The organism is Donghicola mangrovi (assembly GCF_013377535.1).
In the GTDB taxonomy this organism is placed as follows: Bacteria; Pseudomonadota; Alphaproteobacteria; order Rhodobacterales; family Rhodobacteraceae; genus Donghicola; species Donghicola mangrovi.
Window position 1 is genome coordinate 63,329 of the sequence record NZ_JABCJE010000006.1, and the last position, 15,659, is coordinate 78,987.

12 protein-coding genes are annotated in these 15,659 nt (G+C 61.1%); 4 read left to right on the forward strand and 8 right to left on the reverse strand.

Translation table 11 applies throughout. The features are described 5' to 3' along the window. Positions 1-2: 2 nt before the first annotated feature. From HJ536_RS13400 to HJ536_RS13415, 4 genes are all read right to left on the reverse strand, one after another. A complete protein-coding gene (locus HJ536_RS13400) occupies positions 3-983 on the reverse strand; it encodes an ABC transporter permease (RefSeq protein ID WP_177158098.1) in 981 nt (326 codons plus the stop codon). Next, complete coding sequence (locus HJ536_RS13405; RefSeq protein WP_177158099.1) at positions 980-2,509, reverse strand: sugar ABC transporter ATP-binding protein; 1,530 nt, start codon at positions 2,507-2,509, stop codon at positions 980-982. Before HJ536_RS13405 ends, HJ536_RS13400 begins: the two co-directional genes overlap by 4 nt. A gap of 75 nt (positions 2,510-2,584) precedes the next feature. After that, a complete protein-coding gene (gene rhaS, locus HJ536_RS13410; protein WP_177158100.1) occupies positions 2,585-3,577 on the reverse strand; it encodes a rhamnose ABC transporter substrate-binding protein in 993 nt (330 codons plus the stop codon). Between the two features lie 50 nt (positions 3,578-3,627). Continuing rightward, a complete protein-coding gene (locus tag HJ536_RS13415) occupies positions 3,628-4,431 on the reverse strand; it encodes a DeoR/GlpR family DNA-binding transcription regulator (protein ID WP_177158101.1) in 804 nt (267 codons plus the stop codon). Positions 4,432-4,621: 190 nt separating this feature from the next. Here HJ536_RS13415 and HJ536_RS13420 point away from each other — a divergent pair, with 190 nt between their 5' ends. From HJ536_RS13420 to HJ536_RS13430, 3 genes are all read left to right on the forward strand, one after another. Continuing rightward, the gene (locus HJ536_RS13420) at positions 4,622-6,718 is read left to right on the forward strand and encodes a bifunctional rhamnulose-1-phosphate aldolase/short-chain dehydrogenase (protein WP_177158102.1); all 2,097 of its coding nucleotides are present in this window, start codon (positions 4,622-4,624) and stop codon (positions 6,716-6,718) included. Positions 6,719-6,771: 53 nt separating this feature from the next. Continuing rightward, the gene (gene rhaI, locus HJ536_RS13425; protein WP_177158103.1) at positions 6,772-8,046 is read left to right on the forward strand and encodes an L-rhamnose catabolism isomerase; all 1,275 of its coding nucleotides are present in this window, start codon (positions 6,772-6,774) and stop codon (positions 8,044-8,046) included. Between the two features lie 102 nt (positions 8,047-8,148). Then, positions 8,149-10,062, forward strand: a complete 1,914-nt coding sequence (locus HJ536_RS13430; RefSeq protein ID WP_177158104.1) for a calcium-binding protein — start codon at positions 8,149-8,151, stop codon at positions 10,060-10,062. Between the two features lie 39 nt (positions 10,063-10,101). Here HJ536_RS13430 and HJ536_RS13435 read toward each other — a convergent pair whose 3' ends face one another. After that, positions 10,102-10,536: a c-type cytochrome gene (locus tag HJ536_RS13435; RefSeq protein ID WP_177158105.1), complete on the reverse strand. Its 435-nt coding sequence runs from the start codon at positions 10,534-10,536 to the stop codon at positions 10,102-10,104. Between the two features lie 275 nt (positions 10,537-10,811). Between HJ536_RS13435 and HJ536_RS13440 the strand changes: the two genes are divergently transcribed. Next, positions 10,812-11,291, forward strand: coding sequence for an acyl-CoA thioesterase (locus HJ536_RS13440; RefSeq protein WP_177158182.1), 480 nt, complete (start codon positions 10,812-10,814; stop codon positions 11,289-11,291). Positions 11,292-11,345: 54 nt separating this feature from the next. On the opposite strand, the gene HJ536_RS13445 is transcribed toward HJ536_RS13440, so the two are convergent. The 3 genes from HJ536_RS13445 to HJ536_RS13455 all read right to left on the reverse strand — a co-directional run bounded on the left by HJ536_RS13445 (position 11,346) and on the right by HJ536_RS13455 (position 15,532). Next, on the reverse strand, positions 11,346-13,589 hold the full coding sequence (locus HJ536_RS13445; protein WP_177158106.1) for a xanthine dehydrogenase family protein molybdopterin-binding subunit: 2,244 nt from the start codon (positions 13,587-13,589) through the stop codon (positions 11,346-11,348). Further along, positions 13,586-14,038 (reverse strand): (2Fe-2S)-binding protein, encoded by a 453-nt coding sequence (locus tag HJ536_RS13450; protein ID WP_177158107.1) that lies wholly within the window; start codon positions 14,036-14,038, stop codon positions 13,586-13,588. The genes HJ536_RS13445 and HJ536_RS13450 overlap by 4 nt, the downstream gene beginning before the upstream one ends. Positions 14,039-14,158: 120 nt before the next feature. Continuing rightward, the gene (locus HJ536_RS13455) at positions 14,159-15,532 is read right to left on the reverse strand and encodes an alpha/beta fold hydrolase (protein WP_177158108.1); all 1,374 of its coding nucleotides are present in this window, start codon (positions 15,530-15,532) and stop codon (positions 14,159-14,161) included. Positions 15,533-15,659: the final 127 nt, after the last annotated feature.

Below are 15,659 nucleotides of genomic sequence, written 5' to 3' on the forward strand. Positions count from 1 at the left end.
GGTCATTGTGCGTGCTCTGCGGATTTCAGGATGACGCGGCCTTTGGTGCGGTCCGCGCGGGCGTTAAAGACGACGGCGATGATGATGGCCGCGCCGCTGATCGCCAGTTGCCAGAAGGGCGAGATATCGACGACCGGCAGGGCATTCTTGATCACCCCAAGGAACAGCGCGCCAAGGACCGCGCCCCCTACGGTGCCAATGCCCCCCGCGATGCTGATCCCGCCGATGACGCAGGCGGCAACCACGTCCAGTTCGAACCCGCCGGCGATGTCCACGTATGCCACCGCATAGCGCGCGACCCACAGGTAACCGGCCAGACCGGCCAGAGTGCCGCTGATCACGAACGCGCGGAACTGCGCTTTGCCCACGTTGATGCCCGTGTAAACCGCCGCATGGGGGTTGCCGCCCACCGCATAGAAGCTGCGGCCAAGGGTGGTGCGCGACATGACCACGGCCATGACGGCGATCACGATGATGGCCATCCAGCTCAGGACCGGCAGACCCAGCAGCGACGCGCGGGGAAAGGCCGTGAAGGCGGGGCTCATCTCGTGGGCGTTGACCCATTTTCCGTCTGAAATCAGAAAGATAATACCGCGATAAATGGTCATCGTGCCAAGGGTCACCACGATCGGCGGGATGTCCAGTTTCCAGACCATGAGGCCGTTCAAAGTGCCCATCAGCGCCCCCATCGCCAGTGCGATCAGCAAGATCACGGGGATCGGCAAGCCGGGGACAGCGACGTTCAGCATAGCGCAGACCATGCCGGTCAGCGCCAGATTGGCCGCAACCGACAGGTCGATGCAGCGGGTCAAAATGACCACCATCTGCCCCAGCGCCAGAATAATCAGGGGACTGGTGTCGTTGAACACGGCGGCCAGATTGGCTGGGGTGACGAAACCGGCAAAACGGGTCGAGATCAGCACCAAAAGCGCAAGGATCGCGCCCACCAGAATGCTCTCGCGGGATTTCAGAAGGGCGTTCATGCGGCGGCCTCCGAGGTGATGCCTGCGGCGTGGCGGACAAGGGTTTCGGGGCTCAGGTCGTCGCCCTCGAGTTCGGCGACGATGCGGCCTTCGCGCATGACGATGACGCGGTCGGACATGCCAAGGATCTCGGGGATTTCCGAGCTAACCATGATCACCGACAGGCCTTGGGCCGCGAGTTCGGACATGAAGTCATGCACGGCGGCCTTGGAGCCGATGTCGATGCCTTTGGTCGGTTCGTCCAGAATGATGACCTTGGGCTGGGTCGCGAGCCATTTCGCGATCACAACCTTCTGCTGGTTTCCGCCGGAAAGGGACCCCACCGGCACGTCCAAGGACGCCGCCCGCAGGTCCAGCCGCTGGGTGTATTCGCGGGCCAGTTTGAATTCCTCGGCCATTTGCAGGAAGCCATTTTTCGAGGTTTTGCCCAAGGACGGAAGCGTTACGTTCTGGAAGATCGGCATGGCGGTGATGGCGCCCTGCTTGCCGCGATCCTCGGGGACATAGACGATGCCAGCCTCAATCGCCTCGGCGGGCGAGCGGATGATCTTGATGTCATCGCCCATCTTGCACACGCCCTTGGAGGGGCGGGTGATCCCGATCAGGGACTGCATGAATTCGGACCGGCCAGCGCCGACCAGACCGTAAAAGCCCAGAATTTCGCCGCGCCGCAGGGTGAACCCGATGCTGTCAAATTCCGTGGGGTGGCTGTAGCCGACGACTTGCAAGACGGGATTGCCGAGAACCGCCCTTCGTTTGGGGAAAATCTGATCAACCGAGCGGCCGACCATCATCTGCACCAGCTCGCCTTCGGTCACGTCGGCCATCAGGCCATCCCCAACGAACTGCCCATCGCGGAAGACGGTATAGCGGTCGGCGATGCGGAATATCTCGTCGAACTTGTGGCTGATGAAGAGGATCGCTTTGCCCTGCGCTTTCAGGGTGTCGACCAGCTCATACAGCTCTTCGATTTCCTTGTGGGACAGGGCGGCGGTGGGCTCGTCCATGATCACCACGCGGGCGTCGATGGAAAGCGCGCGGGAAATCGCAACCAGATGTTTGGACGCAATCCCCAGATCGCGCAGACGCACATCCGGGTCGATCTTGGCGTCGATGCTGTCCAGAATTTCGGTGGCACGGCGGCGCATCTCGGCCTTGTCGATCAGGCCGAAACGGGTGCGGGGGGCGTGCCCGATAAAGATATTCTCGGCCACGGACAATTCGTCAAACAGCACGGTTTCCTGATGGATCGCGGTAATGCCCGCGTCACCTGCGGCCTGCGCGGTGGGAAAGCGGACGGGCAGCCCATCCAGCAGAATTTGCCCTTCGTCGGGTTGATAAATGCCGGTCAGGGTTTTGACGATGGTGGATTTGCCCGCGCCATTTTCGCCAATCAGGGCGGTCACTTGCCCCGGATAGAGCGCAAGCTGCACCCCGTCCAGCGCACGCACGCCGGGAAACTGTTTTACAATGCCATCCAGCCGCAGCACGGGCTGCGTTGGATCGGCCAAGCCGGTTCGGGCCATGGTCCGCCCCATAACTATCTGGTTAAAATAAAGAAGGCGGCGCAGGGCAGTCCTACGCCGCCGCAATGCAGTCTATCAGAAGATCGACTTGAACTGCTCGATATTGCTGCTGTCGTAGACAAACGGGTCCGCCATCGCGCCCGAGTTCGTCTCGTCGAGGGTCAGGTCGCCCATGCGGCCCATGGGGATGGTCGCGCCGGGTTCGGCTTTGGCTTTGTCGGTGGCCAGATTGTAGGCGATCATCGCGGCCGAGTAACCCAGATCAATGGGGTTCCAGATGGCAAACGACTTCGACGCGCCGCTTTCGATCGCGCCCGCCATTTCCGAGGGCAGACCCAGACCGGTCACGTTGACCTGACCGATTTTCCCTGCGTCCGCAACGGCTTGGGCGGCGGCCACGATGCCAACGCTGGTCGGCGCAATGATCGCGTCCAGATCGGGGTAGGTCTGCATCAGGCCCTGCGCCTCGCGATAGGATTTGTCCGCAAGGTCATCGCCATACACTGTGCCGACCACGTTGATGCCGGGGTAGTTCGGCAGCACCTTGGTCATCTCTTCGATCCAGATATTCTGGTTGGTCGAGGTGGTGGTCGCCGACAGAACCGCTACGTCACCGCCGTCGGGCAGGTGGTCTGCGGCCAGTTTGACGATCATGTTGCCGATCAGCGCGTTCGAGCTGGGGTTCAGGTGCGCCTGACGGCCATCCTCTGCCACGCCCGAGTCCCAGCTGATCACGGTAATGCCGCGCTGCATGGCTTTCTTCAGGGTGGGGACCAGCGCGTCGGTGTCGTTCGCGGAGACCGCAATCGCATCCACGTTCTGCGCGATGAGCGAGTTGATCACCTCGATCTGGCCTTCAGCGGTGGTTTCGGTGGGGCCGGTGTAGATGATCTCTACGTCACCCAGTTCTTTGGCGGCCTCTTCGGCGCCCTTTGCGGCGGCCTCGAAAAAGCCGATCCCCAGTGCTTTGACCACCAGAGCGATCCGCACGTCCTCGGCGGCGGCTGCGTTGGCAAACAGGCCGGTCGCGATGGCGACGGTGGTCATCAATCCAGTCAGTTTCTTCATTCTATCCTCCCTGAAAGAAACCTATGGGCACCAGTGGATCTCCCCTCCGGTCAGGTGCCCGTACTCTCTTGCTTCGTGGCAGAGACACTGGCCACGATCAGTTTGACGTCGGCGGCCTCCAGCATGGCGGCGGCCTTGTCGCTGATCCCGTCATCGGTGATCAGCGTGTCGATCCGGTTCAGCCCGCACAGGACCAGACTGGAGCGGTTCTCGAATTTCGTGCTGTCGACCAGAACGACCAACTCGTCGGCCTGCCCAATAAGTTTCTGTTCCGCCTGAATAAGAAGCGGGTCCGCCTCCATCAGCCCCAAGGGACCCACGCCCTGAGCGCCCATGAACATCCGGCGGGCGTAGAAGTTGCGGGTCACATCGTTGTCAAAGGGCGACAGGATGATGTTCTGCTCGCGGTAGATGGTGCCGCCCGACAGCATGATCGTGCATTTGCTGTTCTTCAGCAGATGCTCGGCAATCGGAAAGCTGTTGGTAAACACCTGTAGCCGGCGGCTGGCCAGCGGGTGCACCATCTGAAATGTCGTCGTGCCGCCGTTGATGATGATGGGCTCTCCATCCTCGCACATGGCGACGGCTGCTCGGGCAATTGCTTGCTTTTGAGCGGTATTGATTGATTGGTTGACCGAGAACGGTCGCCCCGCCAGTCCGGGCAGTTGGTTCGGGGTCAGGCTTTCGGCCCCGCCCCGCACGCGGCGCAGCTTTTTCTGGACGTGAAGGGCAGCAATATCACGGCGAATGGTGGCCTCGGACGCACCCGTCAGGGCGCACAGATCGACCACCGTCACGACGGGGCGGTCCTGTACGGCCGACAAAATGATCCTATGGCGCTCTTTCTCGTGCATTCGTGTCCTCCCGATGCAAGGGAAACTGCGCGGGGAATCAATCAATGTCAATCATAAATTGTCAAAATAATCATTATGCAGGTGCAGAATGATCAATACTGATCGTTTGTGATTGACATTGTGACGCGCCCTGTGCAGCCTCACGATGAAAATTTTTGCGACACTACCCTATTTTCGGGAGGAAAAACCAATGAATACGCCCTCTTCGCGGCTTCAATCGCAATGGGACGATTCCAAAGCTGCGGATATGTCCGAGCCGGAAAAGCTTCTTTATCGCTCGAACTTGCTTGGTTCTGACAAAAGGATCACTAATTACGGGGGCGGCAACACCAGTGCCAAGGTCATCCAGCCCGATCCACTGACCGGCGAGGAGGCCGAAGTTCTGTGGGTCAAAGGCTCTGGCGGTGACGTTGGTTCGATCAAGATGGACGGGTTCGCGACCCTCTACATGGACAAGCTGCGGGCGCTGAAGGGCAAATATCGCGGGGTAGAGTTCGAGGACGAGATGGTCGGCTACCTGCCCCATTGCACCTTTAATCTTAACCCGCGGGCGGCTTCGATCGACACGCCGCTGCACGCCTATGTGCCGCGCAAGCACGTCGACCACATGCATCCTGATGCGATTATCGCGATTGCAGCCTCCAAGAATTCGCGCGAGCTGACCGCAGAGATTTTTGGCGACGATATCGGTTGGCTGCCGTGGAAAAAGCCCGGCTACGAGCTGGGTCTTTGGCTAGAGAAGTTCTGTCTGGAGAACCCTGATGCGAAGGGCGTTGTTCTGGAAAGCCACGGTCTGTTCACGTGGGCTGACGATGCGAAGGCTTGCTATGAGCTGACGCTGGAAATCATCAACAAAGCCATTGGTTTCTTTAAGGAAAAGACCGCCGGTATGCCCGCGTTCGGCGGTCCCGTGCATGAAAGCCTGCCTGCGGATGAACGCCGTGCAGTGGCTGCGCGCCTGATGCCCGCGATCCGCGGCATGGTCTCGGGCCAACAGCATATGGTGGGCAACTTTGACGACAGCGATGCGGTGCTGGAGTTCGTGAATGCCGCGAATATGCGCCCCTTGGCGGCGCTGGGAACGTCCTGCCCTGACCACTTCCTGCGCACCAAAATCTGTCCGCTGGTCGTGGATTTCGACCCCGCGCAGAACAACATCGACGCGGTTCTTGAGGGCCTGCCCGCGCAGGTGGCAGCCTATCGCGACGGGTATGCCGCCTACTATGTCCGCTGCAAGCATGACAACTCGCCCGCGCTGCGCGACCCCAACGCGGTGGTCTATTTGGTGCCCGGCGTCGGCATGATCACCTTTGCCAAAGACCGCGCCACGGCCCGCATTTCCGGCGAGTTCTACGTGAACGCGATCAACGTGATGCGCGGCGCGTCGGCGGTGTCGGAATACTGCGGCCTGCCCGAACAAGAGGCGTTCGACATCGAATACTGGCTCCTCGAAGAGGCCAAATTGCAGCGCATGCCCAAGCCGAAATCGCTGGCGGGCCGCGTGGCGCTGGTCACCGGCGGTGCGGGTGGCATCGGGGCGGCGACAGCAGCGCGCTACCTGTCCGAAGGCGCGTGCGTCATGCTCGCCGACATTGACGAAGCCGCGCTTGCCAGCACCTATGACAGCCTGACCGCGACCTTCGGCAAAGATGTCGTGCGCACCGTGCAGATGAACGTCACCGACGAGGCTGCGGTTCAGGCCGCCTATGCCTACACTTCGGTGGAGTTCGGCGGCGTGGATATTCTGGTGTCGAACGCGGGCATCGCATCGAGTGCGCCGGTGGAGGAAACCAGCCTCGACCTGTGGAACAAGAACATGTCGATCCTGTCTACGGGCTATTTCCTTGTCAGCCGAGAGGCATTCAAGGTTATGCGCACACAGGGGATTGGCGGCTCGGTGGTCTTTGTGGCCTCGAAAAACGGGCTGGCGGCGTCGCCCAATGCCAGCGCCTATTGCACCGCCAAGGCGTCGGAGATTCATCTGGCCCGCTGTCTGGCGTTGGAAGGCGCTGAGGTTGGTATCCGCGTCAACGTGGTAAACCCCGATGCGGTTCTGCGCGGCTCGAAAATCTGGGAAGGCGAGTGGCTGAACCAGCGCGCCAGCACCTACGGCACCGACAAAGAGGGGCTAGAGGAGATGTACCGCAATCGCAGCATGCTCAAGCGCAACGTGCTGCCCGAGGATATCGCCGAAGCGGCCTATTTCTTTGCCTCGGAACAGTCGGCAAAGTCGACCGGCAACATCATTAACGTGGATGCTGGCAACGTGCAGGCCTTCACCCGCTAAGCGCGCCCGCCGCGTGCCCATCCGGCGCGCGGCCACTTCTGGGAGGAATTTTCATGTTTAATTCATCTGTGATCGAGGCCGAGAACGCCAAACGCGAAGCGGACCTGCGCAGCGATTACGACGCGCTTGGCGATCATCTGGCCCGCCGCGGCATCGACATCGCCGCCATAAAGGATCGCGCCAAATCATTCGGCGTCGCGGTTCCCAGCTGGGGCACGGGCACGGGCGGCACGCGCTTTGCCCGCTTCCCCGGTTCGGGCGAGCCACGTCACATCTTTGACAAGCTGGACGACTGCGGCGTCATCCACGGCCTGACCCAAGCGACCCCCACCGTGTCCCTGCACATTCCGTGGGACAAAGCCGACCCTTCCGACATGCTGGCCAAAGCCGAGGAGAACGGGCTGGGGTTCGACGCCATGAACTCCAACACCTTTCAGGATCAGGAAGATCAGGCGCACAGCTATAAATACGGCTCGCTAAGCCACACCGATGCGGCTACGCGCAGCCAAGCGGTCGAGCATAACATCGAGTGCATCGAGATCGGTGATAAGCTGGGGTCCAAAGCGCTGACCGTCTGGATCGGAGACGGTTCGAACTTCCCCGGTCAGACCCATATGGGCCGCCAGTTCGACCGCTATATGGAGTCGATGAAGGCGATCTATGGCCATCTCCCTGACGATTGGCGCATCTTCTCGGAGCATAAAATCTACGAGCCTGCGTTCTATTCGACCGTCGTGCAGGATTGGGGCACAAGCTATATTATCGCTTCGGAACTGGGGGACAAGGCGCAGTGTCTCGTGGACCTTGGCCACCACGCGCCCAATGTGAACATCGAGATGATCGTCAGCCGCCTGATCCGTCAGGGCAAGCTGGGGGGCTTCCATTTTAACGACTCCAAGTACGGGGACGATGATCTGGATAGCGGGACGATTGATCCTTACCGCCTGTTCCTCGTGTTCAACGAGTTGGTGGACGCCGAAGGGACCGATGGCCTGAACCTGTCGCACATGATCGACCAGAGCCACAACGTGACCGACCCGATCGAGAGCCTGATGATCTCGGCTTGTGAAATCCAGCGGGCGTTTTTGCAGGCGTCACTGGTGGATCGCACGGCGTTGACCGGATATCAGGACGGCAACGATGCGCTGATGGCCAGCGCCACGTTGCGCCGCGCCTTCCGTACGGATGTGGAGCCCATTCTGGCGATGGCGCGTCTGGAAACAGGCGGCGCGATTGATCCCGTGGCGACCTTCCGTGCCAGTGGTTATCGTGCTCAAGTCGCCGAAATCCGTCCCAAAGTCAGCGGCGCGGGCGGCGGGATCGTCTGACATCTTATGCCCAATCGGCTGGCCCCTAAACGGGCCAGCCAGTCAGAAAGCCTGACTTGCAAATCAGTGGGAACCTGGCCCTAGGAGACCGATCAGACCTGAATGTCGTGGGCGTATGCGCCATCGCTGCCCCGTTCTGAAAGTATGATCATCTTGGTGCCATTTACGGTGACCCTGCCCGAAGAACGGGTGAATACCTATCTCCTCGGTTCCCAGAATTTTTCGTCAGTGACGGCCCTTGATAACGGGGGTTGGGTCGTGACGTGGTACGAGCAGCTCAGCAGTGACCCGAGGGTGACCAAGGGGCTGATTTCCCAAATACATGACAGCACAGGGACTCCGGCTGCGGCGGAGACCATTCTGGAGTATGCCGTCGATGTCGAAGTGACCGCAGGCCATGCGGTCGCGGCGTTGCCCAATGGCGGGTGGACCGCTGTTTACTATGATGGCGACGTGAAGCAGATGGTTTTTGCGAAGGGCTACCAGCTGTTTGGCGAGGTCCGGACGGTGAACACAGATCCGGCTTCTGTGTCCTTTGGGGTGCCATCCGTGACCGTGCTGGCTGACGGGGGCTGGGTGGTTGCATGGGGCGCGGATCGTGGCGGCGATCAGGGGCTTGATATCTATCAGCGCCAATTCGGGTCAGACGGCGTTCCGGTCGGCGATGCCGAGAAGGTTAACGCAAGTGCAAACTACTACGAGGTCGATCCGGTTTTGACGGCATTGCCGGATGGCGGGTGGATCATTGCGTGGGCCTCGGGTGGGGATGCGGCCTTCCAACGTTATGATGCCTCGGGCGCCCGTGTGGGGGATCAGGTTCAGGCAAACTCGGACGATTGGTTCAGCCATAGCGATCTGGATGTGACATCGCTGGTTTATGGCGGGTGGGTCGTTACTTGGACCTCGAACGGGTCGAAATCCTATATGGGGACGGACCAGATTTACCAGCAGCGCTATGATGCCGATGGTGAAGCGGTTGGCGGAACGCTCCGCGTGAACGGCGCCAAGAGCCTGTTTTCGCAGGATGATTCCACTGTCGTGGCGTTGCAGGATGGAGGGTGGCTGGTCCTTTGGACAGCCGAAACCGGGTCCAGCGTTCAGGGCGATCTGATGGCTCGCCGCTTTGCGATCGATGGGACTGCGCTGGGAGACAGCTTTGCTGTGAATACCCCGCGGTCCGAGAGCCTTGATCCTTGGGAAGGGGATTTCAGCTGGCTCGGGGACGCCGCACAGTTGGATGGCGGTGAGATCGTTCTGACCTTCACCCGAGAGACCGCCGATACATCGGGTCCCGAGGTTTACCAAACCATTCTGCGCCCCACTCCCGTGACCTATGGCGAGGAAACTGCCGAGTCCCGCGTTGGCGGCGAAGGCAACGAGATCCTTTTTCTGAAGGGCGGGAATGACTGGTACGATGGGTCCCTCGGTGGGGATGATTATGTCGACGGCGGGATCGGAAATGACTCGATCTATGCGGGTGCGGGCAATGACACGCTGCTCGGTGGCGCGGGGAACGACTATATCTACAGCGCCGGTGGTGCCGATCTGGTTCGGTTAGGATCGGGTCACGACATTTTCCGTTCGGGCGGAGGCGGGCATGATACGGTTTATGGCCAGTCGGGCAACGACGAACTGGATGGCAATGCTGGCAATGACAAGCTGATTGGCGGGACGGGGCAGGACACATTGTTTGGTCGCGCCGGGAATGACTCCCTGGTCGGTGGGCGCGGGGCCGATGCGCTTTATGGCAACGAGGGTCGGGATACGATCAGCGCCGGGTCAGGGGATGACCTTCTGTCTGGCGGGGCCGGGAATGATCTGCTGAAGGGGGGCCGCGATGCGGATACCTTTGTTTTCGAGGCTGCCTCAGGTGTAAGCGATGTCTCGGACCTGACATTCGCGGTGGAAACCGTCAATGGAGCAGACAGCCTGCGCATCACGGCCAATGGCGGGTCAGTTTTGCTGCTCGGAATTATCGACGACAATCCCAGCCACGGTCATCTGGAATTCGTCTAGGGGGTATCGGGGCGGGCCAAGGTCGCCCGCCCCAACCCGTTATTCGCGATAGGTCGAGTGGCACGCCTTGCAGGTGGCCCCCATCTGGCCCATCACCGGACCCAGATCGGCGTCGGTCTGAACGGTGCCTGCCAGATTGGCGGCGGTGCTTTCCAGATCGCCTGCCAGCTTGGTGAAGTCATCGAATTGCTCCCAGATCAGGGGCAAGGCTTCGGACTTGGGATCGGTTGCCGGTGTCTCGAACGAGTCAGGCACCAGAGCGGCCTGCGCGGCAATCTCGGTCAGGGCGGCATTTACGGCAGCGGCGTCAAAGGCGGTCTCGCCCTTGGCCATTTTGCCGATCAGTTTCATCTGGCTGCCGATGGTTTTCATGACCTCCATACGGGCCATGACGTTCTTGTCCTGAACCCCGCCATGAGACAGGGCCGCAGTGCCCATCGCGATCAACGTCAGCGTCACAAATGTCTTTTTCATCTCTCCACCCTATTTGTCGTTCGTCCGGTTTCCTGAGGATATAGTGCGATCAGCGCGGTGCGGCCATGAACCATTTGGTGGCAGGTTTTCGGCGGGCGGCGCGATGCAGGCCCCTTGTGAAAGGGAGGCTATGAAATCGGCCATTCTCTGAAAAGAGCGGGCCCTAGGCCGCCGCATCCCATTAAACGCCTTCAAATCAGTGGCATGACCGCCTATTCCTGAGGCAACCCTTTGCGCAACCAAAGCGAATTGCTTGAAAAGTGACTGATATGGACATGGATCCCCGCAAGCTCGAGATGACCGTTTTGATGACCCCCGATATGGCCAACTTTTCCGGCAAGGTGCACGGGGGCGCGCTGCTGAACCTGCTTGATCGGGTGGCGTTTTCCTGTGCCTCGCGGTTTTCGCACCGGTATGCGGTGACGCTGTCGGTGGATCAGGTGACCTTCAAAGAGCCGATCAATGTGGGCGAGTTGGTGACCTTTCGCGCCAGTGTGAACCTTGCGGGCCGTACCTCGATGGAGATCGGCATCAGGGTCGAGGCGCAGGATATCCGGTCAGGCAAATCGCGGCACACGAACTCTTGCTACTTTACCATGGTGGCGGTCGATGATGACGGCAAACCCGCCGAGGTGCCTGAGCTGTCGATCCTGACTGATCTGGAGGCCAAGCGCCATCGCGCCGCCGAAACCCGCCGCCGCCTGCGCCGTCAGTTCCAGGACGAGATGAAGAAGGCGGCCGCTGGAGAAATCTGAACCGGCCACCCCGCGCGGTGGAAAAAGGGCGACCCTATGGCCGCCCTTTCGCTGTTAACTGTCGAAGGTCATGCGGGACAGGGGCATCCGGCGCACGGGCTTGCCCGTCAGGGCTGCAACGGCGTTCGCCACGGCGGGCGGAACGGCGGGCAGCGGGGGTTCCCCGACACCGCCCATCGCAGCGCCGCTTTCGATGATACCCACGTGAACCTCGGGCATCTGGTCGGGCGGCAGGATGCTGTACATGTCATAGTTCCGCGCTTCGGGCAGGCCGTCGGTCCAGACGGCCTCTTCCAGCAGAACTTGGCTCAGACCCAAGGCCACGGCCCCCCGGATTTGCTGTTTGACCAGCGCGGGGTTCACGATGGCGCCGGGGTCCAGCACCTCCCAAACATGGTGAACGCGGACTTGGCCGTCCTGAATGGAAACCTCGGCAATCGCCGCCGCTTCGCTGCCAAAGGGCGAGGCCATGCCGATCCCGCGCGCGCGGGTCGAGCCGTCCTCGGCGGTGAAGGGCCCGCGTTGCCAGCCGCCGGACAGGGTGACGACTTCGTCCAGCAGTTTGGTCAGGCGCGGGTTGTCCCGCAGCAGGTGTTTGCGAACCTCTAGCGGGTCTTTGCCGCCAGCGTTGGCCAGTTCATCAAGGAACGTCTCGTAAAAGAAATCGTTCATCGAATTGCCGACCGACCGCCAATAGGCCAGCATCACGGGGTTCTGCACATAGACCTGCGCCACGCGGACGTTGGGCACGGCATAGGCTTTGCCGGTCAGCCCTTCGACAGCGGTGGGGTCGATCTTGTCGCCGCGGCCCCAGATGCCTTCGGTCGGGCCTTCGCAGACGCTGATCGCCTCGATGGCGTTGGGCATTCCGTCCGCATCCAGTGCGCCGCGGAAACGGACGGCCGCCATGGGGCGCACCGGATCGCGCAGGAACTCTTCTTCGCGGGTCCAGATGACTTTGACAGGGCGGCCCGTGCGGCGGGCCAGCTCGATCGCCTGAGGATAGGGGTTCGCCGACGGATACAGGAAGTGACGGCCAAAGAACCCGCCAAGCATCGGCGAGTGGATGTTGATCCGGTCCGGCGTCAGGCCGGTGATGCCCGCGATGACCCCTTGGAACTGTTCGGGCGCCTGATTGGGCATCCAAAGATCCAGCGAGCCATCCTCATTGAACCGCGCCAAGGTCGAGGGCGGTTCCAGCTGCGCATGGTGCAGGTACTGGCTGTTATAGGTGGCCGAAATCACGGTGTCCGCCTCGTCCAAGGTGCCGTTGGCGTCGCCTTTGATTTCGGCCTCGGTCTCGGGGCCGGTGGTGCTGGACAGCTCTTCGGCAAAGGCGTCAGAGCTGAAATCGGCGGGCATGGTGCGCCAGCCCTTGGGCAGAGTAACCATAGGCACCCATTCGACATCCAGCGCCTCGACCGCGGTTTTGGCGGTCCACCAGCGTTCGGCGACCACGGCGACAGCGCCTTCGATGATCTCGATCGCGCGGATGCCGGGGGTGGCTTTGACCTCGTCCAGATTGCGGATGGTTTGGGCCATCAGACCCAGACGGGGCGCGTGCTGGACAGCGGCATGAAGCATCCCGTCCACCTTGGCGTCGATGGAATAGACCGCGCGGCCGGTGGATTTGTCGTGGGCATCAAGGCGGGGTAGGGGCTGTTTGATCCAGCGGAACGTCGCGGGATCGCGCAGGGTTATGGTTTCGGGGTCAGGCACGGGCAGGTCGAACGCCGCCTCGGCCAGATCGCCATAGGGTATGCGCTGGCCGCTGGCCGTATGGATCACCACACCGGGTTCGGTGGTCAGTTCAGCGGCGGGAACGGACAGGCGCTGTGCCGCAGCCTCAATCAGCATCGCACGGCCCAAGGCCCCCAGCTTGCGCATGGTCGGATAGCTGGTGCGCACTGACATCGACCCGCCGGTGATCCGCATCTGACCTCCCACCACCAGATAGTCCGCGCCCGCCGGAGCATTCTCGACGACAAAGGTCGCGGGGTCGGCATCCAACTCCTCGCCCACGATCTGGGCCATGCCGGTAAAGATGCCTTGGCCGCCTTCGTTGAATGGGCTGAGGAGGCGGATCGTGCTATCGGGGCGGATTTCAAGGAAGGCCGGCACATTGGTCCCCGCCGCCATCGCGGCCTGAGCCCGCGCTTTGCCCGCAGGCATCCCGATGCCAATCACCATCGCGCCAGCACCGACCCCGAGCGCCCCGCGCAAGAATCCGCGGCGCGACAGGTTTACAGGGCGGCGCACCCATTCGCTGGGGTCAAAGGCGTGAACAAAATCCTTCATTTCGCGCCTCCTGCCAGATCGGTCATGGCTGCTTTGATGTCGTTATAGGTGCCGCAGCGGCACAGGTTGATCATCGCGTCGCGGATGTCATCTTCGGTCGGGTTGGGGTTTTCTTTGAGCAAAGATGTGGCCGCCATGACCTGACCGCTCTGGCAATAGCCGCATTGGGGAACTTGATGCTCGACCCATTTCTGTACGACCTTGGCACCGACGGGGTCGGTCTCGATCGCCTCAATCGTGGTGATCTCGGAGCCGTCCAGCATGTCGATCGTGGTCACGCAAGAGCGGGTCACGGACCCATCCACCAGCACGGAACACGCCCCGCACTGTGCCAGCCCGCAGCCGAATTTCGTGCCGGTCATCCCTAGATTATCGCGCAATACCCATAACAGAGGTGTGTCGCCCGGGGCGTCGATGTCGTGTGGCTGACCATTGATGGTGAGTTTCATGGGGGCTCCTGACAGATGATCGCACGGGCGCTCCGCGCGTAAATAAACATGTGTCAGTTAAGTATGTATCGCGCGGCCTCTCACCAGAGGCAGTTTCGTAATTGCGCCCATGAATGAAATTCATTGATGCAGGCTTAGGACATCTTGGGGTTCAAAAATCCCCGTGATCTGGCCCCAGCCTTTGATAATGTTCGCATCTGCAGAAGATTTTCCCAGCTTCTGCAAGACGGCGATGGTGTCGCAGTGGGGATCAGTCTCGCCCATCAGGATGCGCACTTTCCCCGCATCTGGGGGCAGCATCGCGGTCCAGTCGCTGCGCATCAGGGCGTGGTCTGTCGCGAGTCCCGCCATGCTCCGAGAGGCGGTCCAGATGACGTCCGCCAGCAGGGGCTCGTTTCGGGCGATGATGTCCAGATCCGATGGGCTGTCCGCATAGACTTTGCCGAAGCTGCTGCGGAACTTTTCCGGCAGATCAATCGCGCGGGTCAGCAGGTCCATCACTGCCATGATCGCTTTGTTCGAACGGCAGGCCAATTTGATCGTCTCGTACATGAACGGAGGCAATTGGCTCTGGGGCGAGGTGATGTGGGTCGGAGACACCAGCAAGGCCGAGCGGTGGTCGGGGGAATGCTTCAGCAGCTTGAGGGCCGCGAAAACCCCGATGGTATGAGAGACGACGGGCACGGTCGTGAAATTGAAGGCGCGGACAAATTCGGCCACGTCTCGGGCAAAGAGGTCGGTGATCTCGATCGCTTCGCCCTTGGGCAGTTGAGAGCCCAGAAATCCCGGACGCACCGGCATCAGAAAGCGCAGGTTCTGCCCGTAGAAATCCTGCGCTTGGGCAGGCATCGGGTAGAAGGGCAGAAAGGTCGAGTGCATGAGCAGGATCGGCTGACCACCCGGCGGACCCACGTCCATCACATGCAGATCCCGTCCGCTGCTCATGGTCAGGTGATGCACGCGCCCCAAAGCGCCATAAAGGCGCTGCACGACCTCGTCCGAGGTGCGGTTGATCACGGCGCTCTGGCTTTGGCGCAGGGTGATCGACATGGCGACCAAGGCCGACATAATGTTGATCAGGTCTGCCTGTCGGGACATCCTGCTTTTGGCGAGCAGGGATTTGGCTTGTGACCGGCGGGTTTCGTAGGTCGCGCCGGTGTCCGCGCTGATTTCGCGCAAGGTCAGGTTGGTCAGCAAGGCCTTTAGCAGTGCCAGTTCGGCGGGGGTCAGGGCTTTGCCAAAGCGTTTGGTGAACACGTCATCCAGCTGCTCATCGGTGACATAGCCGATCATCTCGGCCTCGGGCGGGGCCACGTGGAACCGGCCCGACTGATCCAGATAGAGGCCTTGGACGGCGGCATTCGACAGCCACTGGTCAAGGGCCGCGCCGGTCAATCGACGCTCTTCGGGCAAAATGGACAAAATGCGCGACATCCCCTCGTGCGAGAGGTGCGGATCAAAGGGGGCCTCGTCAAAAGGGTCAGGTCGCGTCATTCACAGACCAGCCAATCATTCGGTATACTCCGCAGCAACGGCTTCGGCGGGAAATGGTCCCTGAAATGAATGTGAAGCAGTTGCAGGAATCTATAGCCAGACGTTTCGTTCAAGTAAGATACCGGAA

Coding starts and splice junctions, on each gene's coding strand:
- HJ536_RS13430 (WP_177158104.1), top strand. CDS start 8,149: ATGTCGTGGGCGTATGCGCCATCGCTGCCCCGTTCTGAAAGTATGATC.
- rhaS (WP_177158100.1), bottom strand. CDS start 3,577: ATGAAGAAACTGACTGGATTGATGACCACCGTCGCCATCGCGACCGGC.
- HJ536_RS13440 (WP_177158182.1), top strand. CDS start 10,812: ATGGATCCCCGCAAGCTCGAGATGACCGTTTTGATGACCCCCGATATG.
- rhaI (WP_177158103.1), top strand. CDS start 6,772: ATGTTTAATTCATCTGTGATCGAGGCCGAGAACGCCAAACGCGAAGCG.
- HJ536_RS13455 (WP_177158108.1), bottom strand. CDS start 15,532: ATGACGCGACCTGACCCTTTTGACGAGGCCCCCTTTGATCCGCACCTC.
- HJ536_RS13415 (WP_177158101.1), bottom strand. CDS start 4,431: ATGCACGAGAAAGAGCGCCATAGGATCATTTTGTCGGCCGTACAGGAC.
- HJ536_RS13405 (WP_177158099.1), bottom strand. CDS start 2,509: ATGGCCCGAACCGGCTTGGCCGATCCAACGCAGCCCGTGCTGCGGCTG.
- HJ536_RS13445 (WP_177158106.1), bottom strand. CDS start 13,589: ATGAAGGATTTTGTTCACGCCTTTGACCCCAGCGAATGGGTGCGCCGC.
- HJ536_RS13450 (WP_177158107.1), bottom strand. CDS start 14,038: ATGAAACTCACCATCAATGGTCAGCCACACGACATCGACGCCCCGGGC.
- HJ536_RS13400 (WP_177158098.1), bottom strand. CDS start 983: ATGAACGCCCTTCTGAAATCCCGCGAGAGCATTCTGGTGGGCGCGATC.
- HJ536_RS13435 (WP_177158105.1), bottom strand. CDS start 10,536: ATGAAAAAGACATTTGTGACGCTGACGTTGATCGCGATGGGCACTGCG.
- HJ536_RS13420 (WP_177158102.1), top strand. CDS start 4,622: ATGAATACGCCCTCTTCGCGGCTTCAATCGCAATGGGACGATTCCAAA.